Origin of the sequence: Rhodococcus sp. TAF43, from assembly GCF_052113525.1 — a bacterium.
Classification (GTDB): Bacteria; Actinomycetota; Actinomycetes; order Mycobacteriales; family Mycobacteriaceae; genus Prescottella.
Window position 1 is genome coordinate 231,730 of sequence record NZ_JBFRDL010000003.1, and the last position, 19,836, is coordinate 251,565.

At 68.7% G+C, this 19,836-nt stretch carries 24 protein-coding genes; 14 read left to right on the top strand and 10 right to left on the bottom strand.

The genetic code is table 11. The features are described 5' to 3' along the window. Positions 1-15: 15 nt before the first annotated feature. Genes AB4Z09_RS03700 through AB4Z09_RS03710 form a run of 3 tightly spaced genes read left to right on the top strand, consistent with a single transcriptional unit; the run spans position 16 to position 3,984 of the window. Positions 16-2,010: an ATP-binding protein gene (locus tag AB4Z09_RS03700; protein ID WP_442239180.1), complete on the top strand. Its 1,995-nt coding sequence runs from the start codon at positions 16-18 to the stop codon at positions 2,008-2,010. Continuing rightward, complete coding sequence (locus tag AB4Z09_RS03705) at positions 2,007-3,170, top strand: acyl-CoA dehydrogenase family protein (protein WP_114718784.1); 1,164 nt, start codon at positions 2,007-2,009, stop codon at positions 3,168-3,170. Before AB4Z09_RS03700 ends, AB4Z09_RS03705 begins: the two co-directional genes overlap by 4 nt. Positions 3,171-3,180: 10 nt before the next feature. Continuing rightward, entirely contained in the window at positions 3,181-3,984 is an 804-nt protein-coding gene (locus AB4Z09_RS03710; RefSeq protein WP_174912481.1) for an enoyl-CoA hydratase family protein, read from the top strand. A 58-nt stretch (positions 3,985-4,042) separates the two neighbouring features. Here the strand turns inward: AB4Z09_RS03710 and AB4Z09_RS03715 are convergent, their stop codons facing one another. Then, entirely contained in the window at positions 4,043-4,171 is a 129-nt protein-coding gene (locus AB4Z09_RS03715) for a hypothetical protein (protein ID WP_258557615.1), read from the bottom strand. Positions 4,172-4,346: 175 nt separating this feature from the next. Here AB4Z09_RS03715 and AB4Z09_RS03720 point away from each other — a divergent pair, with 175 nt between their 5' ends. From AB4Z09_RS03720 to tuf, 7 genes are all read left to right on the top strand, one after another. Further along, positions 4,347-4,985 carry a TetR/AcrR family transcriptional regulator gene (locus AB4Z09_RS03720; RefSeq protein WP_114718786.1) on the top strand — a complete coding sequence of 213 codons (639 nt, stop codon included), beginning with the start codon at positions 4,347-4,349 and terminating at the stop codon, positions 4,983-4,985. Between the two features lie 18 nt (positions 4,986-5,003). Then, on the top strand, positions 5,004-5,531 hold the full coding sequence (locus tag AB4Z09_RS03725; protein ID WP_114718787.1) for a DUF3558 domain-containing protein: 528 nt from the start codon (positions 5,004-5,006) through the stop codon (positions 5,529-5,531). Between the two features lie 2 nt (positions 5,532-5,533). Continuing rightward, entirely contained in the window at positions 5,534-6,076 is a 543-nt protein-coding gene (locus AB4Z09_RS03730) for a DUF3558 domain-containing protein (RefSeq protein WP_174914921.1), read from the top strand. 402 nt (positions 6,077-6,478) lie between these two features. Continuing rightward, positions 6,479-6,853, top strand: coding sequence for a 30S ribosomal protein S12 (rpsL, locus tag AB4Z09_RS03735; protein ID WP_107982750.1), 375 nt, complete (start codon positions 6,479-6,481; stop codon positions 6,851-6,853). After that, positions 6,853-7,323 carry a 30S ribosomal protein S7 gene (rpsG, locus tag AB4Z09_RS03740; protein WP_114718789.1) on the top strand — a complete coding sequence of 157 codons (471 nt, stop codon included), beginning with the start codon at positions 6,853-6,855 and terminating at the stop codon, positions 7,321-7,323. Before rpsL ends, rpsG begins: the two co-directional genes overlap by 1 nt. A 151-nt stretch (positions 7,324-7,474) precedes the next feature. Continuing rightward, entirely contained in the window at positions 7,475-9,577 is a 2,103-nt protein-coding gene (gene fusA, locus AB4Z09_RS03745) for an elongation factor G (protein ID WP_442239181.1), read from the top strand. 89 nt (positions 9,578-9,666) lie between these two features. Beyond that, complete coding sequence (gene tuf, locus AB4Z09_RS03750) at positions 9,667-10,857, top strand: elongation factor Tu (RefSeq protein ID WP_114718791.1); 1,191 nt, start codon at positions 9,667-9,669, stop codon at positions 10,855-10,857. A gap of 37 nt (positions 10,858-10,894) precedes the next feature. On the opposite strand, the gene AB4Z09_RS03755 is transcribed toward tuf, so the two are convergent. Both AB4Z09_RS03755 and AB4Z09_RS03760 read right to left on the bottom strand, forming a co-directional pair. Beyond that, complete coding sequence (locus AB4Z09_RS03755; protein ID WP_442239215.1) at positions 10,895-11,467, bottom strand: ester cyclase; 573 nt, start codon at positions 11,465-11,467, stop codon at positions 10,895-10,897. 66 nt (positions 11,468-11,533) lie between these two features. Beyond that, positions 11,534-12,415, bottom strand: a complete 882-nt coding sequence (locus tag AB4Z09_RS03760; protein WP_174912475.1) for a LysR family transcriptional regulator — start codon at positions 12,413-12,415, stop codon at positions 11,534-11,536. Between the two features lie 99 nt (positions 12,416-12,514). On the opposite strand from AB4Z09_RS03760, the gene AB4Z09_RS03765 reads away from it, so the two are divergent. Next, a complete protein-coding gene (locus tag AB4Z09_RS03765) occupies positions 12,515-12,913 on the top strand; it encodes a YybH family protein (RefSeq protein ID WP_174912472.1) in 399 nt (132 codons plus the stop codon). 16 nt (positions 12,914-12,929) lie between these two features. Here the strand turns inward: AB4Z09_RS03765 and AB4Z09_RS03770 are convergent, their stop codons facing one another. The 6 genes from AB4Z09_RS03770 to AB4Z09_RS03795 are packed head-to-tail and all read right to left on the bottom strand — an operon-like array spanning position 12,930 to position 16,150. Then, a complete protein-coding gene (locus tag AB4Z09_RS03770; RefSeq protein ID WP_174912470.1) occupies positions 12,930-13,574 on the bottom strand; it encodes a pentapeptide repeat-containing protein in 645 nt (214 codons plus the stop codon). A gap of 4 nt (positions 13,575-13,578) precedes the next feature. Beyond that, a complete protein-coding gene (locus AB4Z09_RS03775; RefSeq protein ID WP_174912467.1) occupies positions 13,579-14,205 on the bottom strand; it encodes a hypothetical protein in 627 nt (208 codons plus the stop codon). Further along, entirely contained in the window at positions 14,202-15,191 is a 990-nt protein-coding gene (locus AB4Z09_RS03780; RefSeq protein ID WP_174912464.1) for a DUF6286 domain-containing Asp23/Gls24 family envelope stress response protein, read from the bottom strand. The genes AB4Z09_RS03775 and AB4Z09_RS03780 overlap by 4 nt, the downstream gene beginning before the upstream one ends. Next, positions 15,184-15,363 carry a DUF2273 domain-containing protein gene (locus AB4Z09_RS03785; RefSeq protein ID WP_114718796.1) on the bottom strand — a complete coding sequence of 60 codons (180 nt, stop codon included), beginning with the start codon at positions 15,361-15,363 and terminating at the stop codon, positions 15,184-15,186. The genes AB4Z09_RS03780 and AB4Z09_RS03785 overlap by 8 nt, the downstream gene beginning before the upstream one ends. Beyond that, positions 15,360-15,677, bottom strand: coding sequence for a hypothetical protein (locus tag AB4Z09_RS03790; protein ID WP_442239182.1), 318 nt, complete (start codon positions 15,675-15,677; stop codon positions 15,360-15,362). The genes AB4Z09_RS03785 and AB4Z09_RS03790 overlap by 4 nt, the downstream gene beginning before the upstream one ends. Next, complete coding sequence (locus tag AB4Z09_RS03795; RefSeq protein ID WP_114718798.1) at positions 15,674-16,150, bottom strand: Asp23/Gls24 family envelope stress response protein; 477 nt, start codon at positions 16,148-16,150, stop codon at positions 15,674-15,676. Before AB4Z09_RS03795 ends, AB4Z09_RS03790 begins: the two co-directional genes overlap by 4 nt. A 155-nt stretch (positions 16,151-16,305) precedes the next feature. On the opposite strand from AB4Z09_RS03795, the gene AB4Z09_RS03800 reads away from it, so the two are divergent. The 3 genes from AB4Z09_RS03800 to AB4Z09_RS03810 all read left to right on the top strand — a co-directional run bounded on the left by AB4Z09_RS03800 (position 16,306) and on the right by AB4Z09_RS03810 (position 19,094). Further along, positions 16,306-17,004, top strand: coding sequence for an SDR family NAD(P)-dependent oxidoreductase (locus AB4Z09_RS03800; RefSeq protein ID WP_442239183.1), 699 nt, complete (start codon positions 16,306-16,308; stop codon positions 17,002-17,004). A gap of 101 nt (positions 17,005-17,105) precedes the next feature. Then, positions 17,106-18,308 carry an NAD(P)/FAD-dependent oxidoreductase gene (locus AB4Z09_RS03805; protein ID WP_174912455.1) on the top strand — a complete coding sequence of 401 codons (1,203 nt, stop codon included), beginning with the start codon at positions 17,106-17,108 and terminating at the stop codon, positions 18,306-18,308. Positions 18,309-18,326: 18 nt separating this feature from the next. Beyond that, positions 18,327-19,094, top strand: a complete 768-nt coding sequence (locus AB4Z09_RS03810; protein ID WP_174912452.1) for a glutamate racemase — start codon at positions 18,327-18,329, stop codon at positions 19,092-19,094. A gap of 10 nt (positions 19,095-19,104) precedes the next feature. Here AB4Z09_RS03810 and AB4Z09_RS03815 read toward each other — a convergent pair whose 3' ends face one another. After that, positions 19,105-19,713 carry a TetR/AcrR family transcriptional regulator gene (locus AB4Z09_RS03815; RefSeq protein WP_174912449.1) on the bottom strand — a complete coding sequence of 203 codons (609 nt, stop codon included), beginning with the start codon at positions 19,711-19,713 and terminating at the stop codon, positions 19,105-19,107. Positions 19,714-19,836: the final 123 nt, after the last annotated feature.

Here is a 19,836-nt window from a genome sequence, read left to right on the forward strand (position 1 = left end):
CGAGTGAGTAGCACYGTGAGTACGTCCCCCGTCACGTCCGTCCTGGTCGCCAACCGCGGCGAGATCGCCCGACGCGTCTTCGCGACGTGCCGCCGCACCGGTGTCGGCACGGTCGCGGTGTTCTCCGATCCGGACGCCGCCAGCCCGCACGTCGCCGAGGCCGACGCCGCGGTCCGGCTGCCGGGTTCGACGCCCGCCGAGACCTACCTGCGCGGCGACGCGCTCATCGTTGCGGCCCGCGCCGCCGGCGCCGACGCGATCCATCCCGGCTACGGGTTCCTGTCGGAGAACGCCGATTTCGCGCAGGCCGTGGAGGCCGCCGGCCTCACGTGGATCGGCCCGCCGGTCAAGTCCATCGAGCTGATGGGCTCCAAGGTCGAGTCCAAGCGGATCATGGCCGACGCCGGCGTCCCCGTCCTCGCCGAGCTGGACCCGGCGGCGGTCACCGAGGCCGATCTGCCGGTGCTCGTCAAGGCGTCCGCCGGTGGCGGCGGCCGCGGCATGCGGGTGGTGCGCGAGCTGGCGGCGCTGCCCCGCGAGATCGAGGCGGCCGCGCGGGAGGCGCAGTCGGCGTTCGGCGATCCGACGGTGTTCTGCGAGCGCTACCTCGAGACCGGACGGCACATCGAGGTGCAGGTGATGGCCGACCGGCACGGCACGGTGTGGGCGGTGGGGGAGCGAGAGTGCTCCATCCAGCGCCGCCACCAGAAGGTGGTGGAGGAGGCCCCGTCGCCGCTCGTCGAACGCCTTCCCGCCATGCGCGCCAGGCTGTTCGAGGCGGCCCGGCTCGCCGCGAACGCGATCGGGTACGAGGGTGCCGGCACCGTCGAGTTCCTCGCCGACGAACAGGGCGAGTTCTTCTTCCTGGAGATGAACACCCGCCTGCAGGTGGAACACCCGGTCACCGAGTGCACCACGGGGCTCGACCTCGTCGAGCTGCAGCTGGAGGTGGCCGCGGGCGCCGCACTGCCCGCCGAACCGCCTGCCCTGCGCGGACATTCGATCGAGGTCCGGCTGTATGCCGAGGATCCCGCCCACAACTGGCGACCGCAGAGCGGCACCGTCGAGCGCATCGAACTGCGCGGCAGCACTGCGGAGTTCGAGGTCCTCGACCGGGCCGGGGTGCGCCTGGACTCGGGTGTCGAGGACGGCTCCGTGGTGAGCGTCTTCTACGACCCGATGCTCGCGAAGGTCATCTCGTTCGCGCCCACCCGCACCCAGGCCGCGCAGGTGCTGGCGTCCGCACTGGCCCGCACCCGGCTGCACGGACTGCAGACCAACCGCGACCTGCTGGTGAACGTCCTGCGGCACCCCGCGTTCCTCGCGGGCGACACCGACACCGCGTTCTTCGACACCCACGGGCTCGACCGGCTGGCGCGTCCCCTCGCCGACGAGCAGGCCGAGAAGCTGTCCGCACTCGCGGCCGCGCTCGCCGACGCCGCTCGCAATCGTGTCGCGGCGCCGGTGAACGCCGGTCTGCCCAGCGGCTGGCGGAACCTGCCGTCGCAGCCGCAGAGCAAGCAGTACACGGGAGCACACGGCGAGTACGACGTCCGCTACCTGCAGACCCGGTCGGGACTGATCGCGGAGGACTTCGAGGACGTCGCCCTGATTTCCTCCGGGCCGGACCACGTCGTGCTCGACGTCTCCGGTCTGCGGCGCGGTTTCGACGTCGCCCGCTACGGCGACCGGGTGTATGTCGACTCGGCGCTCGGACCGGTATCGCTCACGGCGATACAGAGATTCGTCGACCCGTCGACCGTCCTCGCGGAGGGGTCGCTGCTGGCACCCATGCCGGGCGCGGTGATCAGGCTGGGGGCGGCAGCGGGTGATCACGTGGCGGCCGGACAGCCGATCCTGTGGCTCGAGGCCATGAAGATGGAGCACACCGTCAAGGCGCCCGCCGCCGGTGTGCTCACCGAACTACCCGTCGTCGTCGGCCAGCAGGTCGACGTCGGATCGGTCCTGGCAATCGTGGAAGCAGAAGTCGCAGAAGGAGAAACCGCATGAGCAGCTTCATCGAGACGGACGAGCAGAAGGAGCTGCGGGCGGCGGTCTCCAAGCTCGCGCAGCGCTTCAACTATGTCGACTACGTACTTCCCAAGGCACGCAAGGGCGAGCCGCTCACGGAGCTGTGGAACGAGGCCGGCAAGCTCGGGTTCCTCGGCGTCAACCTCCCCGAGGAGTACGGCGGCGGGGGAGCGGGCATCTACGAACTCGCCCTGGTGCAGGAGGAACTCGCGGCGCAGGGCGCCGGACTGCTGCTGGTCGTGGTCTCGCCCGCGATCTGCGGCACCATCATCGGCAAGTACGGCACCGATGCGCAGAAGCAGGAATGGCTGACCGCGCTCGCGGACGGCTCCAAGATCATGGCGTTCGGCATCACCGAACCCGATGCCGGTTCCAACTCGCACCAGATCACCACCACCGCCCGGCGCGACGGCGAGGACTGGGTTCTGCGCGGCAACAAGGTCTACATCTCCGGCGTCGACCAGGCCGACGCCGTGCTGATCGTGGCCCGCACCGAGGACCACAAGACGGGCAAGCTCAAGCCCGCGCTGTTCATCGTGCCCACCGACGCCGAGAACTTCGTCGCGCAGCGCATGGACATGGACATCATCGAGCCGGATCACCAGTTCACGCTGTTCCTCGACGACGTCCGGCTGCCCGCCGACGCGCTCGTCGGATCGGAGGACGCCGCGCTGATGCAGCTGTTCGCGGGCCTCAACCCCGAGCGCATCCTCGGTGCGGCCATGGCGATCGGTATGGGTCGGTGGGCCCTCGAAGCCGGTGTGAAGTTCGCGAAGGAACGGACCGTCTGGAAGACGCCGATCGGCGCCCACCAGGGGCTGGCGCATCCGCTGGCGCAGTGCAAGATAGAACTCGAACTGGCCAAGCTGATGATGCAGAAGGCCGCCGTCCTCTACGACAGCGGCGACGACTTCGGTGCGGCGGAGGCCGCGAACATGGCCAAGTACGCGGCGGCCGAGGCCAGCATCAGGGCCCTCGATCAGGCGATCCAGACGCACGGCGGCGCGGGTCTCACCAAGGAATACGGACTGTCGGCGATGCTCGGCGCGGCGCGGATCGCGCGGGTGGCGCCGGTGAGTCGCGAGATGATCCTCAACTTCGTCTCCCAGCACTCGCTGGGCCTGCCGAAGTCGTACTGAGGCGGTGCGTATGACGGATCGTTTCGTTCGATACGACGTCGCGGACGGCTGCGCCACGCTCACCCTCGACTCACCGCACAACCGCAACGCGATCTCGAGCAGGCTGGTCGCCGAACTGCTGCAGGGATTGGCCGACGCCGCGGCCGACGATGCCGCCCGCACGGTCGTGCTCACCCACACCGGGGGCACGTTCTGTGCGGGTGCGGATCTGTCGGAAGCGTCCGGGGCGTCCGGGGCCTCCGGGGCGGTCGATGCGAGCCCGGCGGAACTCGCCGCCGAGCGGACCCGGCAGATGGTCAAGCTGTTGAGGGCGATCGTCGAACTGCCCAAGCCCGTGATCGCCCGAGTGGACGGACACGTCCGTGCCGGCGGGATGGGACTGGTGGGGGCGTGCGACATCGTCGTCGCCGGGCCGGACAGCACGTTCGCCCTGACAGAGGCGCGTCTCGGGCTGGCGGCGTCGATCATCTCGCTCACCGTGATTCCGCGGCTCACGGCGCGCGCGGCGGGACGCTACTTCCTCACAGGCGAGAAGTTCGGCCCGCACGAGGCGGAGGCGATCGGACTGATCAGCGAGGCCGTGCAGGACTCGGACGACACCGTTCGGGAACTGGTCGCCACACTGCGGAAATGCTCGCCGCAGGGGCTGGCCGAATCCAAGAAGCTCACGACGATGCGGATGCTCGAGGACTTCGACCGCTACGGGGAGGTGCTCGCCGCACAGTCGGCGGCCCTGTTCGGGTCGGCGGATGCGGTCGAGGGGATCACCGCGTTCATGCAGAAGCGGCCGCCGAGGTGGGCCGTCGACGGCTGAAACGAGCGCGGGGTTCCTTCCGTGATGGACGGGACCCCGCGCTCGTCGGGGCGTCGGATCAGCCGAAGATGCCCGAGACGGTCTCGAGCGAGCCCGCGAAGAAGCTGAGGGCGCCGAAGAGGTCGCTGGCAGCGCCGGCGAAGTCGGTCACGAAGTCGAAGAAGTCGAGGATCTCGGCAGAACCCATGGTGATGCTCCTGTGGATGTGGTGTTAGTAGGGAAGGCAATCCTTCCTCAGGGGAGATTGATAACGTGCCCGAGCCTGGTTCGCAATGAGAATGTGACGTAGGTAACCCTAACTTTCACGGTGTTAACTTCGGATGCACATATCGGTAGGGCGGGTAGGAGAGGACAGCGACGACATGCGCGCACCCCAGCAGGACCGGAGCAGGCTGACCCGGCACAGGCTCCTTGAAGCCACGGTCGACTGTCTGACCGATTTCGGGTGGTCCGCGACAACGGTCGCGGTCGTTGCGCAGCGCGCCGGCGTCTCCCGCGGTGCCGCGCAGCACCACTTCCCGACCCGCGAGGATCTCATCACCGCGGCGCTCGAGTTCATGTTCGACAGCCGGATGGAACAGGCGCGGCGTGAGGTCACCGAGYTGCCCGAAGGGGCGGGCCGGACGGAGGCGGTCGTGGCCCGGCTCGTCGACTACTACTCGGGTTCGCTGTTCAAGGCGGCGCTGCAGGTGTGGACGGCGGCGGCCGCCGACCCCGAACTACGGGCACGGGTGCTGCCGCTCGAGGAGCGGTTCGGTCGCATCGCCCACCGCACGGCCGTCGAGAGCCTCGGCGTCGACGATTCGAACCCCACGGTCCGGCGGCTCGTCCAGGCCACCCTCGACCTCGCCCGCGGTCTCGGGCTCGCGGACGTCCTCACCGACGACTCGCGCCGTCGCGCCGAGATCGTGCGGTGCTGGGCGGTCCAGCTCGACGCCGCGCTGCGGCCACTCGACGCGCAGCGCGTGGACGCGACGGCACCCGCCTCGCCGGTGTCGTAGCCGGTACAGTTCCGCTCCATGTCGAACAAGCTGGTGGGGGTGCTGGCGGGTGTCGCGGTGCTGGTCACCGGATGCGGCGCGGCGGCGGGCGGTTCTGACGAATCCAGCGGTTCGTCGGCGTCGACCGCACGCACGTCCGGTCCCTTCTTCGGGGAGTGCGGATCGGTCACCGACGAGGAGGTGGCCGCGGCCTTCGGCGTCCCGAGTTTCGGGTCGGTGGTCCGCAACTCGGTGGGCTGCGAGTGGCAGGTCTCGCCGGCGGCCGGGCAGCCTGGACCGCACGTGTCGTTCTCCTGGTATCGAGGAAGCCCGATCGGTCGCGAGCGGGCCGGCAGTGAGCTGATCGGGCGTCCGGCCACCGACATCGAGATCGAGGGGCGTCCCGGTTTCGAGGCGTCCGTGTCGAGTCGGCTGTGCGAGCTGGGGGTCGAGTTCGACGACGACTTCGTGCACTGGTCGGTCGCATACGTCGACTCGGTGCCGTCGGCCGATCCGTGCACCGCGGCACGACATCTCGCGGAGCTCACCGCGTCGAGGGGGAAGTGACGTTGACCCGGACCTCGACACTCGCCGCCGTCCCCACCGCTGTCCTGGCCGGTGTGCTCCTGCTCGCGGGCTGTGCCTCGACCGTCGCCGGCACGCCGACCCCGGTCGGTGCGACCGAGCCCGGTGCGTCGTCGCGGTTCGCGGCGCTGCTCACCGAGTGCGACGTCGTGCCGCCCGAGAAGATCGCCGAGGCGGTCGGCGGTGACTCGATCGAGCGGGGCTTCTTCGGCGCGATCTGCCGCTGGACCGTCGGCGGCCCGAGCGGTCCGGTCCGGGTGACGTTCAACTGGTTCGAGACCGGCGGGCTCGACATCGAGCGCCGGACGTCCGAGCAGCTGGGGTATGCGGTGCAGGACATCACCGTCGAGGGGCGGCGTGCGGTGCTGTCGCGACCCCCGCAGGATCCGGGCAGTTGTGGGATCTCGGCCGGTGGCCCGGCCGGGGGCGTCGTGGGCTGGTGGGTGCAGTTCCAGTCGGCCGGACACCCCGATCCGTGTGACGCCGCGGTCGCGCTGGCAAAGCTGACGTTGAACCTGAGCGCGTGAGGTCGGACCGGTCCGACTCGCCCGGAGATTTCCGGACTCACATACCACGCCGGGCATACCATGTTCGGCCCGCTTTGACCTCGAACGGAGCCGCCGGGTATCGTTGGGGGTCGTGTCCGACCGTGGGGGTCGCTACGCAGGCAACTCTCCCTCGTGCTCGGGCTGATCTGTGTGCCTATGCGAGGCATTGCCGTGCGCGAGTTTCTGCTGTTTCTGCAGGTACGAGCATCCGGTTGCCTGTGTAGGGGTGCGCGACACGCCCGACCTCGTGTGCACATGAGGGACGGGTGAGGGGCAGCAGCTCTCTTGCCCCAACCGATGGATCCCTAATTTCAGAACAGCCAAGGTTGCTTGAACGGGTTCCTGTACGAGCAGTCCGAAACCGAAGAAGAAAGCCGGTAAATGCCAACCATCAACCAGCTGGTCCGCAAGGGCCGCCGCGACAAGACCGCCAAGGTCAAGACCGCGGCCCTCAAGGGCAGCCCGCAGCGTCGTGGTGTGTGCACTCGCGTGTACACCACCACCCCGAAGAAGCCGAACTCCGCGCTGCGAAAGGTCGCCCGTGTGCGCCTGACCAGCTCCGTCGAGGTCACCGCTTACATCCCGGGTGAGGGCCACAACCTGCAGGAGCACTCGATGGTGCTCGTTCGCGGCGGTCGTGTGAAGGACCTCCCGGGTGTGCGCTACAAGATCATCCGCGGCTCGCTCGACACCCAGGGCGTCAAGAACCGCAAGCAGGCACGCAGCCGCTACGGCGCCAAGAAGGAGAAGAGCTAATGCCACGTAAGGGCCCCGCTCCCAAGCGCCCGCTGATCGCCGACCCGGTCTACGGTTCGCCGCTGGTCACGCAGCTCGTCAACAAGATCCTGTTGGACGGCAAGAAGTCCACCGCCGAGCGCATCGTCTACGAAGCACTCGAGCAGGCTCGCGAGAAGACCGGCACCGATCCGGTCGTCACCCTCAAGCGCGCGCTCGACAACGTCAAGCCCGCCCTCGAGGTCCGCAGCCGTCGCGTCGGTGGCGCCACCTACCAGGTGCCGGTCGAGGTTCGCCCCGGCCGCTCCACCACGCTGGCCCTGCGCTGGCTGGTGACCTTCTCGCGTGCACGTCGTGAGAAGACCATGGTCGAGCGTCTCGCCAACGAGCTCATGGATGCCAGCAATGGCCTCGGTGCAGCCGTGAAGCGTCGCGAGGACACCCACAAGATGGCTGAAGCCAACAAGGCGTTCGCGCACTACCGCTGGTGACACCACGCCAGGCCGGGGGAGCCTCACGGCACCGAATCCCTCGGCCTGGCGTTGGTCACTACTGTGTCGGTTCCGTCACCCGGGCCGGCTGACAACACAAGAACGTGGTCCCGACAAGGACCGACACGAGCAACGAGCGGGGAAGAATCCTGTGGCACAGGAAGTGCTGACCGACCTGAACAAGGTCCGCAACATCGGCATCATGGCGCACATCGATGCCGGTAAGACCACCACCACCGAGCGCATCCTCTTCTACACCGGTGTGAACTACAAGATCGGTGAGACCCACGACGGTGCGTCGACCACCGACTGGATGGAGCAGGAGAAGGAGCGTGGTATCACCATCACCTCCGCTGCTGTCACCTGTTTCTGGAACAACAACCAGATCAACATCATCGACACCCCCGGCCACGTCGACTTCACGGTCGAGGTCGAGCGCTCCCTCCGTGTTCTTGATGGCGCCGTTGCCGTGTTCGACGGCAAGGAGGGCGTCGAGCCCCAGTCCGAGCAGGTCTGGCGCCAGGCTGCCAAGTACGACGTTCCGCGCATCTGCTTCGTCAACAAGATGGACAAGATGGGCGCGGACTTCTACTTCACCGTGCAGACCATCATCGATCGCCTCGGCGCGAAGCCGCTGGTCCTGCAGCTGCCGATCGGCGCTGAGGACGACTTCRWCGGCGTCGTCGACCTCGTCGAGATGAAGGCCATCACCTGGCGCGGCGTCGTGCCGACCGGTACCGAGCCCACCATCGAGGAGATCCCCGCGGATCTGGCCGACAAGGCTGCCGAGTACCGCGAGAAGCTGCTCGAGACCGTTGCCGAGTCCGACGAAGCTCTCATGGAGAAGTACTTCGGCGGCGAGGAGCTCACGGTCGAGGAGATCAAGGGCGCCATCCGCAAGATGACGGTCGCCTCCGAGCTGTACCCGGTTCTGTGTGGTTCCGCGTTCAAGAACAAGGGCGTTCAGCCCATGCTCGACGCGGTCATCGACTACCTGCCGAACCCGCTGGACATCGGCGAGGTCGAGGGTCACAAGCTGAACGACGAGGAGACCATCCTCAAGCGCAAGCCGAGCAAGGACGAGCCGTTCTCGGCTCTGGCCTTCAAGATCGCTGCGCACCCGTTCTTCGGCAAGCTCACCTTCGTGCGCGTCTACTCGGGTCGTATCGAGCCGGGTGCCCAGGTCCTCAACGCGACCAAGGGCAAGAAGGAGCGCATCGGCAAGCTCTTCCAGATGCATGCCAACAAGGAGAACCCGGTCGACGAGGCCGTGGCCGGCCACATCTACGCGATGATCGGCCTGAAGGACACCACGACTGGTGACACCCTGTGCGACCAGGCGAACCCGATCGTCCTCGAGTCCATGACCTTCCCGGATCCGGTCATCCAGGTCTCCATCGAGCCCAAGACCAAGTCCGACCAGGAGAAGCTGGGCACCGCGATCCAGAAGCTGGCCGAAGAGGACCCGACCTTCTCGGTCGAGCTCGACGAGGAGACCGGCCAGACCGTCATCGGCGGCATGGGCGAGCTCCACCTCGACATCCTCGTCGACCGTATGCGTCGTGAGTTCAAGGTCGAGGCCAACGTCGGCAAGCCGCAGGTCGCGTACCGCGAGACCATCACCCGGCCGGTCGAGAAGCACGAGTTCACCCACAAGAAGCAGACCGGTGGCTCGGGCCAGTTCGCAAAGGTCATCATCGCCCTCGAGCCGTTCATCGGCGAGGACGGCGCGAGCTACGAGTTCGAGAACAAGGTCTCCGGTGGCCGCGTTCCGCGCGAGTACATCCCGTCGGTCGACGCCGGTGCACAGGATGCGATGCAGTACGGTGTTCTCGCCGGCTACCCGCTCGTGAACCTCAAGCTGACCCTGCTCGACGGCGCTTACCACGACGTCGACTCCTCGGAAATGGCCTTCAAGGTCGCCGGTTCGCAGGCGCTGAAGGAAGCCGCCCGCAAGGCCGGCCCGGTCATTCTCGAGCCCATCATGGCTGTCGAGGTCACCACGCCCGAGGATTACATGGGTGAAGTGATCGGCGACCTCAACTCCCGCCGTGGCCAGATCCAGGCCATGGAGGAACGCAGTGGTGCCCGTGTCGTGAAGGCGCTGGTTCCGCTCTCGGAGATGTTCGGTTACATCGGTGATCTGCGGTCGAAGACCCAGGGCCGAGCGAACTTCTCCATGGTGTTCGATTCCTACGCAGAGGTTCCCTCGAACGTCTCGAAGGAAATCATCGCCAAGGCGACCGGCGAGTAACCTCGGTTTCGTCGGCCGAAGCACGACCAACGTAATAACCAACCGCACTGCTGCATACCGCAAGCACAATCAGTCCAGGAGGACATCCAGTGGCGAAGGCGAAGTTCGAGCGGACCAAGCCGCACGTGAACATCGGCACCATCGGTCACGTCGACCACGGCAAGACCACGACCACCGCGGCCATCACCAAGGTGCTCGCCGACAAGTTCCCGGATCTGAACGAGAGCTTCGCTTTCGATCAGATCGACAAGGCGCCGGAGGAGAAGGCTCGTGGTATCACGATCAACATCTCCCACGTCGAGTACCAGACGGAGAAGCGCCACTACGCGCACGTCGACGCTCCGGGTCACGCGGACTACATCAAGAACATGATCACCGGTGCCGCCCAGATGGACGGCGCGATCCTGGTCGTGGCCGCCACCGACGGCCCGATGCCGCAGACGCGTGAGCACGTGCTGCTCGCCCGCCAGGTCGGCGTGCCCTACATCCTCGTCGCCCTGAACAAGGCCGACATGGTCGACGACGAGGAAATCCTCGAGCTCGTCGAGATGGAGGTCCGCGAGCTGCTGGCAGGCCAGGAGTTCGACGAGAACGCTCCGGTCATCCCGATCTCGGCGCTCAAGGCGCTCGAGGGTGACGAGAAGTGGGTTCAGTCGATCGTCGACCTCATGCAGGCCGTCGACGACTCCATCCCGGACCCGGTTCGTGAGACGGACAAGCCGTTCCTGATGCCGGTCGAGGACGTCTTCACGATCACCGGTCGTGGCACCGTCGTCACCGGTCGTATCGAGCGTGGCGTTGTCAACGTGAACGAGGAAGTCGAGATCGTCGGCATCCGTCCCGATGTCACCAAGACCACGGTCACGGGCATCGAGATGTTCCGCAAGCTGCTCGACCAGGGCCAGGCCGGCGACAACGTCGGTCTGCTGGTTCGTGGCATCAAGCGCGAGGACGTCGAGCGTGGCCAGGTTGTGGTCAAGCCCGGCACCACCACCCCGCACACCGAGTTCGAGGGCCAGGCGTACATCCTGTCCAAGGACGAGGGCGGCCGCCACACGCCGTTCTTCAACAACTACCGTCCGCAGTTCTACTTCCGTACGACTGACGTGACGGGCGTTGTGACCCTGCCCGAGGGCACCGAGATGGTCATGCCCGGTGACAACACCGAGATGTCCGTCGTGCTGATCCAGCCGGTCGCTATGGACGAGGGCCTGCGTTTCGCGATCCGTGAGGGTGGCCGCACCGTCGGCGCCGGTCGCGTCACCAAGATCATCAAGTGATTCTCTGATCACTGACGGTTGATCCCGTCTGATCCAGTCAATGGCGCCCACTCCTTCGGGAGTGGGCGCCATTGCGCGTTTCCGGGCCTGGACAGGCACCCCCTGACGTCGTCGGCCACGGCGGGTTCCCTACCGGGGACAACGTCGCGAGGAGTCGTCGTCGTGCGCCCTGCACGACCGCGCCGAGTTGCTCCAGGAGGGAGAGTTCGTCCGCGAGGGCCCAGACTTCGGTGATCCTGCCGGCGGAGACCCGCATGATCAGAACCTCGTCGAATTCGATCCTGCGGCCGGTCGCGGGGATGCCGAGGAACTCGCCCGTGTGCGTGGCCACGAAGGTGGCGCGGGAATCCGGCTTCGGACCCCTCCGGGGCCGGCGGCCAGCAGGTGGCGGACCGCTGCCTGAACACCCATCCGGCGGATTTTCATCTGCGGATGGAACACAACAGGCGCCGGATCGTGTCGACGATTGTCGACAACCTCCTCGAACCGGAAGTTGACCACGTCCTCGGGGTCCGCAGAAGCGGGGGTGTCCGTCATGGATCTGCTCCTCACAGAGGCCTCGAGCCGATCGAGATCCGCACGACGAGCGAGTCGGCACGCGCTGCTGCACCTCGACCCCGACCGGTGACGGCAAGCCACTCCCACCCTGAGGCGAACAGGCCGCGGTCGGCCGGTGTCAGACGGTGGCGCCGAACGCGCGCCGGGCGTGAACCAGGAGTTCGCGCAGTGCCGGGGACGGATCCGGCTTCCACACCAGGGCCAGGACGGCATCGACAGCGACGTCGGAGACCACCCGCGATTCCAGGTCCGGATACGACGCGGCCATCGATTCGCTGAGGATCGCGACGCCCAGTCCGCGGGCCGCGAGGTCGGCCACGGTGTCGGGGGCGCTGGCCTGCAGCGCGATGTCGGGCCGGCGCCGCAGTTCCGCGCACCCCTGCTCGAGGACGGTGCGGATACCGGTGCCCATCGGCAGCGTGATCAGGGGATGTGCGCACGCGTCGGCCAGCGTCACCGACGGCAGCCGGGTCAGCGGATGACCGGTGGGCACTGCGGCGACCAGGCGCTCACTCACCAGCGTGAACGAGGCCAGATCGGCGGGCGCGCTGCCGGCAACCCCGACGAGGGCCAGCTCGATCGTGCCGCCGCGCACGCCGTCGACGAGCCGATCGGAGTTGTTCTCGGTCAGGCTCACCTCGACGCCCGGATGCGCGCGATGAAACGCGGACAGTGCGTCGAACAGTGGCGTCACGGTGCACGCCGTGACCATTCCGACCTCGAGTCGACCCCGGACCAGGTGATTGACGTCGTCGACCGCCTCACGGACGGCGCTGGCTGCGGCCAGCGCGGCGCGGGCGTGTGTGAGCGCCGCCTCGCCGGCGACGGTGAGGGTGGCAGTGCGCGTCGAGCGGTCGAACAGGGGTGCGCCGAGGTCGTTCTCGAGTTGCCGGATCTGCGCGCTGATTCCCGACTGGCTGACGTGGACGCGGGCAGCGGCGCGCGTGAAGTTGGCTTCCTCGGCGACCGCGACGAAGTATTCGAGCTGACGCAGTTCCATGACTGATAATTCTAGTTCTGAGAACAACTATCTGTTGGACTTCTCGATCCCGCCGTCGGATGCTCGATGTACCGAATCCGGTGCACGAGAGGAACAGGCATGACGAAGGCGCACACAGAGAAGGCAGTGAAGGCGGAGAAGGCAGAGAAGGCACGGACACCCGAGGACCTCACCAGACTGTTCGTCGAACGGTCCAACGCGGGCGATGCCGACGGGGTCGCCGCGCTGTACGCGGAGGACGCGGTGATGGCGTACCCGCCCGGATCGGTGACGGTGGGCCGGGACGCGATCCGCGAGCTGTGGGCGGAGGTGCTGGCGCCCGCGCCTCGTTTCGAGCCGGAACCGCCGTTGCCGACGCTCGTGAGCGGCGATCTCGCGTTGACGTCGACGCCGCCCCGGGACGGGGCGGGCGCGCGGGCGCAGGTGGTCCGCCGGCAGGCGGACGGCAGTTGGTTGCGGGTGCTCGATCAGCCGGAGTTCGTCCGGCCCACCGAATGATCGGGCGAGTGAGCGGCTAGTGGCCGGCCACCCGCAGGCCGTTCGCGGCCGCGTAGCCTACTGCCTGGTGCATCTCGATGCGCGCGCCGGTGAGCCTCGCGGAGGTCCATAGGGCGGCGTCGACGCGGGCACCTTCCAGGTCGGCGTCGTCGAGGCGCAGGTCCCCGGTGCGTGCGCCGGTCAGGTCGGCGCCGCGCAGGATCGCCTTGCGCAGGTCTGCCTTGACCAGGTTGGCCTCTCGCAACCGGCAGCCCGACAGGTCGACGCCGCGCAGGTCGATCTCACCGAGCGAGGCGAGGGTGAAGTCCACCTCCTCGAGCGTGAGCGGGCGGATTCGGGACTCCCGGATGACCGAACCCATGAAGCTCGAATGCCGAAAGATGCTGTCCCACATGCGGGTGTACTCGAAGTGGCAGTTCCGGAACGCCGATCCGCTGTGCTGTGAGCCGGTGAGATCGGCGCCGGTGAAGTCGCAGTCTGTGAACGTCACCGATTCGGTGACGAGGTTCGACATGTCGGTGTCCCGGAACGTGCAGCCGGTGTAGTTGCGGTGCTGCCAGGTCTCGCCGGCGAAGGTCGCGTCGGAGAAGTCCTCGCCGTCGAAATCCGTGCCCTCGAAGTCGGAGTCGGTGTTCGAGAGGTCGGGGCCCGTGTCACGCATGGTGTCAGTCTGCTCCACTGCCGGCGGTGGACTGCGGGCCGGGTGTGGCGGGTGCAGCCACCGGGGGGTGGTCGGCGCGGTCGAGGTGCAGCAGGATGCGAATCGCGACGTCGGCGACAGCGGTGCCGCCGAGTGCGGATGTCGTGGTGGCGGCGATCCGCTCGGACGCGCGGGTGAGCGCGGCGACGTCGGAGTGCGGATCGGCTTCGACGGTCACCTGGATCGTCGCGAGCCCACGATCCGACAGCGCACGACCCCGCGCCCGCCGCACCCCGGGCAGCTGCGCGAGTTCGGTGGCGACACCGTTCGCGATCGGGCCGAGGTCGATGGAAACGGGTGTGTCCGTCCGCGACTCGAGGAACTGGCTGGGCGAGGCGCGCCGACGGGTGAGGTCGACGGCGAGGACGACGACCGCCAGGACGAGGGAGACGCCGATGGTCACGGCGAGCGCCGCATGCCACCAGCTCTGGTCGGGGACCTCGATCAGCCGGTCACGGTCGAAATTGGCCACCGCGTCTCGGATCGCGGTCACGCCGCGGTCCCATGCGAGTGCCGTCGCTCCGGCCGCGGCGAGTGCGAGGCCGACGACGAGGACCAGGAGGCGGTTCAGTGCGGCCGCGCTGCGCTTCACGACCGTGCCTGCTTGCGGTCCGTGCGCGTCTTGACGCGCAGCTTCAGCGGGCGTCCGAGGAGTGAGAGTCCGTCTCCGACGGCGCCGACGACCGCTTCTCGCAGGTTGTCGGCATCGGATCCGGTGACGGCGGCGTCGGTGATCGCGTGAACGGTGGCGCGGCGGCGGTCCACGGTGGTGTGCGCGGACACCACGCCGGGCACGGTGCCGGCGCGCGCACTGCACATGCGGGCGACGTCGACGGGCCGCATCCACACCGTGGCGACGCCGTCGTCGGCGCGCAGCGGAACGTGGGTGCGGGTGCGCGGGGCGAGCGCGAGCAGCACGAACAGGATGCCGACGACGAGGCCGGCGAGCGCGACCGGGACCAGCCACTGCTCCCAGTGCAGGCGTCCGAGCCATTCGAACGTGTTCCGCAGCCAGGGTGCACCCGAGATGGTGCCGCGGGATATGAGCAGTTCGCGGGCGGCGACGGCGGCCAACCCGAGCAGGCCCAGCGCGATCAGGATCGCCGCGGGGACGGCGGCGGGTGCGGCGGCCGGTGGCCGCGGCGCGGTGACGGTGTCGGCGGGGGAGGGCGTCGGGCAGGCGATGTCCGAATCGCCCGGGGTGTCGGGGCCGGTGCCGGCGACGAGGACACCGAGTTGGTGCAGCGGCATTCCGGTGAGGTTCTCGACCTGTTCGCCCACCTCGTGGTGGACGCGCCGGGTCAGCTCCGCGACGTCGCACGGCCAGTGCACGCCGAGATACAGGTTGACCGACACCGACCGGGTCCCGGTGGAGACGTCGGCGCGGGGCAGTTCGCGCCCGGTGAAGCGGGTGAGCCCGCCGCCCTGCGACACGACACCGGGCACCTGGAGCGCGGCGGTGGTCGCGATCTTCGCGATCGCCCGGTCCTTGATGACCAAGCTGCCGCGTGACCCCGGTTCGTCGATCGCTGTCTGAGCCGGCGGGGCGTCGCTCGGTTCGGTGTCCGGTTCAGCCACGGCCGCGGGATCGGAGCAGGGCGCCGAGGTCGAGGTGGCCGTCGCGGTGGGCGCCGATCGCCATCCCGACCGCGCCGAGGAGCACCGCGAAGACGAAACCGCTGAAGCCGCCGAGGATTCCGGCCAGGGCCAGGAGGAGTCCCGCGATCAGTCCCATGCTTGTACTGCTCATAGTTCGGGTCCTGTCTCGTCGTCGGGGGTGTCGGTCAGGTCCTCGATCGTCACGTCCACCGGAATGCCCACGACCGCGTGGACGGCGGCGCGCACCCGTTCGGCGGTGGCGAACAGGTCGGCCGGGTACCGCACGGTGACGTGCACCGAGCAGTGGTCGTCACCGAGCCTGACGCCGGTCACGCGGCGGTCGGGCAGATATGTGGCGATCTCGCCGAACTCGCCGCCGTGCAGTCCCGCCACCTCGGGCACCGCCAGTGCCGCCCGTGCGGCCAGCTCCGCCGGTGAGAGTGTTTGTGCGACAGGCTCGGTCACTGCACCCTCGGTTTGGCGTCGGACTCGGCGCCGGTGTCGGTCTCGTCGAAGAGCACGACGTCGAAGACGGTGATGTTGACTTCGGTGACCTCGAGGCCGGTCATGTTCTCGACCGCGGCGATGACGTTCCGGCGGATCCCGGCGGCGAGTTCGTGCAGTGCCACGCCGTACTCGGCGACGATGCCGATGTCGATCGCGGCCTGCTTCTCGCCGACCTCGACCGCGACGCCCTGCCGGTGGTCGACGCGTGCGCCGGGGATGCGGTCGCGCAGCGCCCCGACGACGCGTGCGGTGCCGCCACCCACGTCGTAGACGCCGTTGATCTCGCGGGTGGCGATGCCCGCGATCTTCGCGACCACCGCGTCCGCGATGATCGTCCTGCCTTGCGAGCTGATCAGGTCGGGCGTCCCGCTTGCCCCGAACGGGATTCGCCCGCCGCCCGCGTTCGAACCTGCACCCGGATCAGTGGTCATCGTCGCTCCTCTTACGGTGCCGTTCCCGCGTCGGCTCCGGTTCCGGTTCAACTGTAGTGACTTCTGCGTTCTCTCGGGTGCCGCGACGGGCTACGGTTCGAGCGACAGGGCATTCGAGCAGCGACGGCCGTCGCATGTCGAGAGGTGAGGGACGAATGAGCGCAACGGTATTGGTGACGGGTGGGACGGGTGGGCTGGGTGTCGCGGTGACGCGCACGCTCGCGGACGCCGGCTGGCGCGTCGTCGTGCCGTGGCACTCGGCGGGCGCGGCGGAGCGGCTCGGCAGTCATCCGGCCGTCGTGCCGGTTCGTGCGGACCTGCTCGATGCGGACAGCGTCGCCGAGGTGGTCGGTGTCGCGACCTCCGACGCGGACGCACCACTGACGGCCGTTGCGAACCTGGTCGGCGGTTTCGCGATGGGCAAGCGATTGCACGAGACGCCGGTCGAGGACTTCGAGTCGATGTTGCGCCTGAATCTGCGTCCGCTCTATCTCACGACGCAGGCCGCGGTGCCGCACCTGATCGAGGCCGGGGGTGGCTCGATCGTGACGGTGTCGAGCAAGGCGGCCTTCGCGCCGTTCTCCGGCGCCTCGGCCTATGTGACGTCGAAGGCCGCGGTGTGGGCGCTGACCAGCGCTCTGGCGGTCGAGTACGCCCGCGACGGGATCCGCGCCAACGCGGTCCTGCCGTCGATGATCGACACCCCGGCGAACCGGGCGGATCAGCCCGGCGCCGACCGCAGCGGCTGGGTCTCGCCCGAGCGGATAGCGGAGGTCGTCGCGTTCCTGTGCAGCGACGCATCGGCGGCGATCACAGGTGCGCAGGTGCCGGTGCCGGGTGTCGCGGAGCGCTGAGGCCCGTGAACGGCGGGTACCCGTCCGCGGCTCGGATTTGGTAAGAACATGTTCTAGTTTGGTGGGTAGGTCCCGCACCGGGTGATGGAGGGTTGGCAGGCATGTCCAGTAACGAGAACACCGTGGGTCCGGTCGTGATCGTCGGGGCCGGTCTGGCCGCCGTCCGCGCCGCCGAGGAACTGCGTCAGTCGGGCTACGACGGTGAGCTGGTGATCGTCGGCGACGAGCCGCACCTGCCGTACGACCGGCCGCCGCTGTCGAAGGAAGTGGTGCGTGGCGAGAACGACGACACGACGCTGCGGCCGCGGGAGTTCTTCGACGAGCAACGGATCGACCTGCGTCTCGGCGCCGCCGCGACGGGCCTCGACCGGGAGAACCGCACGGTCTCGCTGTCGGACGGGACCGAGATCGCATACGGCGACCTGGTGATCGCGACCGGCCTGACCCCGCGCCGCATTCCGGGCCTGCCGGAACTGGACGGCGTCCACGTCCTGCGTTCGGTCGACGAGAGCCGCGCGCTGCGTGCAGACCTGTGCGAGGGGGCCCGGGCCCTGGTCGTCGGCGCCGGCTTCATCGGGTGCGAGCTGGCCGCGAGCATGCGCGGCCTCGGGTTGGACGTCGTGCTGGTCGAGCCGCAGCCCGCGCCGCTCGCGTCGGTGCTGGGGGAGCAGGTGGGCGCGCTGGTCGGGCGCATGCACCGCGACGAGGGCGTCGACGTCCGCGCCGGCGTGGGGCTCGCGTCCCTCACCGGCGACGGCCGGGTCAGCGGCGCGGTGCTGTCCGACGGCACGGAACTCGACGTCGACGTCGTCGCGATCGGTATCGGCTCGGTGCCGGTCACCGGTTGGCTCGAGGGCTCGGGGGTCGCGCTCGGCAACGGCGTGCTGTGCGACGAGGTGGGCCGGACCGACGATCCGCACGTGTGGGCCATCGGTGACGTCGCCGCGTGGCGTCACGAGACGGGCGGTCACAAGCGCGTCGAACACTGGAGCAACGCCGGTGACCAGGCGAAAATCCTCGCGGGTGCGCTCACCGGTACCGGCGACCCGGACGCGCCGGCGCAGGTTCCGTACTTCTGGAGCGACCAGTACGGGCTCAAGATCCAGGCCCTGGGCACCGTCTCGGCCGACGACGACGTCCACGTGATCAAGGACGACGGGCGCAAGTTCGTCGTGTACTACTCGCGCGGCGGCGCGCTGACCGCGGTCGTCGGTGCCGGATCGGCCGGCGCGGTGATGAAGATGCGCGCGAAGATCGCGTCGGGCGTACCGATCGGGGAACTGCTCGAGTCCGCTCCTGCCTGACCCGGCTAGATTTGTCGGGTGATCGTTGCGCTCATCGACTCGGGTCTCGGACTGCTTCCGACGTCTGCGTGGCTGCGTCGGTTGCGGCCGGATCTGGATCTGATGCTGTCGCTCGACCCGGAGAACGCGCCGTGGGGACCGCGGGACGAGCAGTGGGTGATCGACCGGGTGGTCGGCACCGCGCGCCGGGCGGTCGACCGGGGTGCCGAGGTGGTGGTGCTGCCGTGCAACACCGCGAGCGTCACCGCGCTCGACCATGTGCGCGCCGACCTCGGCGACGGCATCCCCGTCATCGGCACGGTGCCGGCGATCAAGCCGGCGGCCGCGGTGTGCGATTCGGTCGCCATCTGGGCCACCGCCGCGACCACGGCGAGCGCCTACCAGGCGAATCTGGTCGAGGAGTTCGCGAACGGCAGCTCGGTGGTGGGCGTCGCGTGCCACGGTCTGGCCGACGCGATCGATCTCGGTGACGTCGAGGCCGCGCGGGCGGCCATCGCGTCCGCGGCGGCCCGCACGCCCGACGACGTCAGCGGTGTCGTGCTCGGGTGTACCCACTATCCGCTCGTCGCGGACGAGATCGCCGCACACCTGCCCGACGGGGTCGTGCTGTTCGACAGCGCCGAGGCTGTCGCGGCACAGACACTGCGCCGCATCGATGCGCTCGGACGCGACACGACCGGGCAGGGAACCGTCGAAGTCCTACTGAGTGGGACCATGGGCGAGCTGCCGGTCAGTGCCGCCGCGTTCGATGCCGGACGGCTCCTGCTCGCCGCGCCCTCGCGCTGATCCGGTCGCGTCAGCCGAGCTGGACCATCCCGGCTGCCACCACCCGGGCAACGCTGCCCAACTCGTCGCCGGGGCGCCGCAGGACGTCGTCGAGGTCGCGCGTCCGGTCATTGCGGGCGGCCGAGAACATCGCCGCGACCCACGCGTTCGCGCAGGCCCGCAGGGTTCCCGGCTGCACCGGGCCGGCGGCACTGGCCTGCAACACGCGGACCGTCGCGTCGTGCAGATACGAGCGGAATCGTCGCAGGTGGTCACGGATGTCCGGGTGCGTCTCGGCCTCCCGCAAGATGATCACCCGCATCAGCGACGAGTGATCGTCACGCAGGTTGAGAGCGTTGTCGAGGTTGACCAGGCTGGTCGCCGGGTCGCCGGGCGCGACGAGGGGGTCGACGTCTTCGAGTGGCTCGGCGGGCAACCGTTCGGCCAGCAGCGCGGTGAGGATGTCGGCCTTGGTTGCGAAGTAGTAGAAGATCAGGCCCTTGGGCACCCCGGCGGCCGCGGCCACTGCGGCGGTCGAGGTGGCGTCGAATCCACGCTCCGCGATCAGCGATTCCGCGGCGTCGAGGATCTTCTCGCGTGCGTCACCGTCGATCTTGGCGCTGCGCCGTCGCTGCGGCATCGGGGGTCTCCGGTAGCACGTCGGTGGGGTGAGGGCTTCGGCCCCCACCCCACCGACGTTTCGTGAGGTTGTCGGATGTGCGTTCGTTTCGTTTGTCGGTGCCTGTCGGTGCCTGTCGGTGCT

Coding starts and splice junctions, on each gene's coding strand:
- AB4Z09_RS03705 (WP_114718784.1), top strand. CDS start 2,007: ATGAGCAGCTTCATCGAGACGGACGAGCAGAAGGAGCTGCGGGCGGCG.
- AB4Z09_RS03710 (WP_174912481.1), top strand. CDS start 3,181: ATGACGGATCGTTTCGTTCGATACGACGTCGCGGACGGCTGCGCCACG.
- AB4Z09_RS03715 (WP_258557615.1), bottom strand. CDS start 4,171: ATGGGTTCTGCCGAGATCCTCGACTTCTTCGACTTCGTGACCGACTTC.
- AB4Z09_RS03725 (WP_114718787.1), top strand. CDS start 5,004: ATGTCGAACAAGCTGGTGGGGGTGCTGGCGGGTGTCGCGGTGCTGGTC.
- rpsL (WP_107982750.1), top strand. CDS start 6,479: ATGCCAACCATCAACCAGCTGGTCCGCAAGGGCCGCCGCGACAAGACC.
- rpsG (WP_114718789.1), top strand. CDS start 6,853: ATGCCACGTAAGGGCCCCGCTCCCAAGCGCCCGCTGATCGCCGACCCG.
- AB4Z09_RS03760 (WP_174912475.1), bottom strand. CDS start 12,415: ATGGAACTGCGTCAGCTCGAATACTTCGTCGCGGTCGCCGAGGAAGCC.
- AB4Z09_RS03765 (WP_174912472.1), top strand. CDS start 12,515: ATGACGAAGGCGCACACAGAGAAGGCAGTGAAGGCGGAGAAGGCAGAG.
- AB4Z09_RS03770 (WP_174912470.1), bottom strand. CDS start 13,574: ATGCGTGACACGGGCCCCGACCTCTCGAACACCGACTCCGACTTCGAG.
- AB4Z09_RS03785 (WP_114718796.1), bottom strand. CDS start 15,363: ATGAGCAGTACAAGCATGGGACTGATCGCGGGACTCCTCCTGGCCCTG.
- AB4Z09_RS03795 (WP_114718798.1), bottom strand. CDS start 16,150: ATGACCACTGATCCGGGTGCAGGTTCGAACGCGGGCGGCGGGCGAATC.
- AB4Z09_RS03800 (WP_442239183.1), top strand. CDS start 16,306: ATGAGCGCAACGGTATTGGTGACGGGTGGGACGGGTGGGCTGGGTGTC.
- AB4Z09_RS03805 (WP_174912455.1), top strand. CDS start 17,106: ATGTCCAGTAACGAGAACACCGTGGGTCCGGTCGTGATCGTCGGGGCC.
- AB4Z09_RS03815 (WP_174912449.1), bottom strand. CDS start 19,713: ATGCCGCAGCGACGGCGCAGCGCCAAGATCGACGGTGACGCACGCGAG.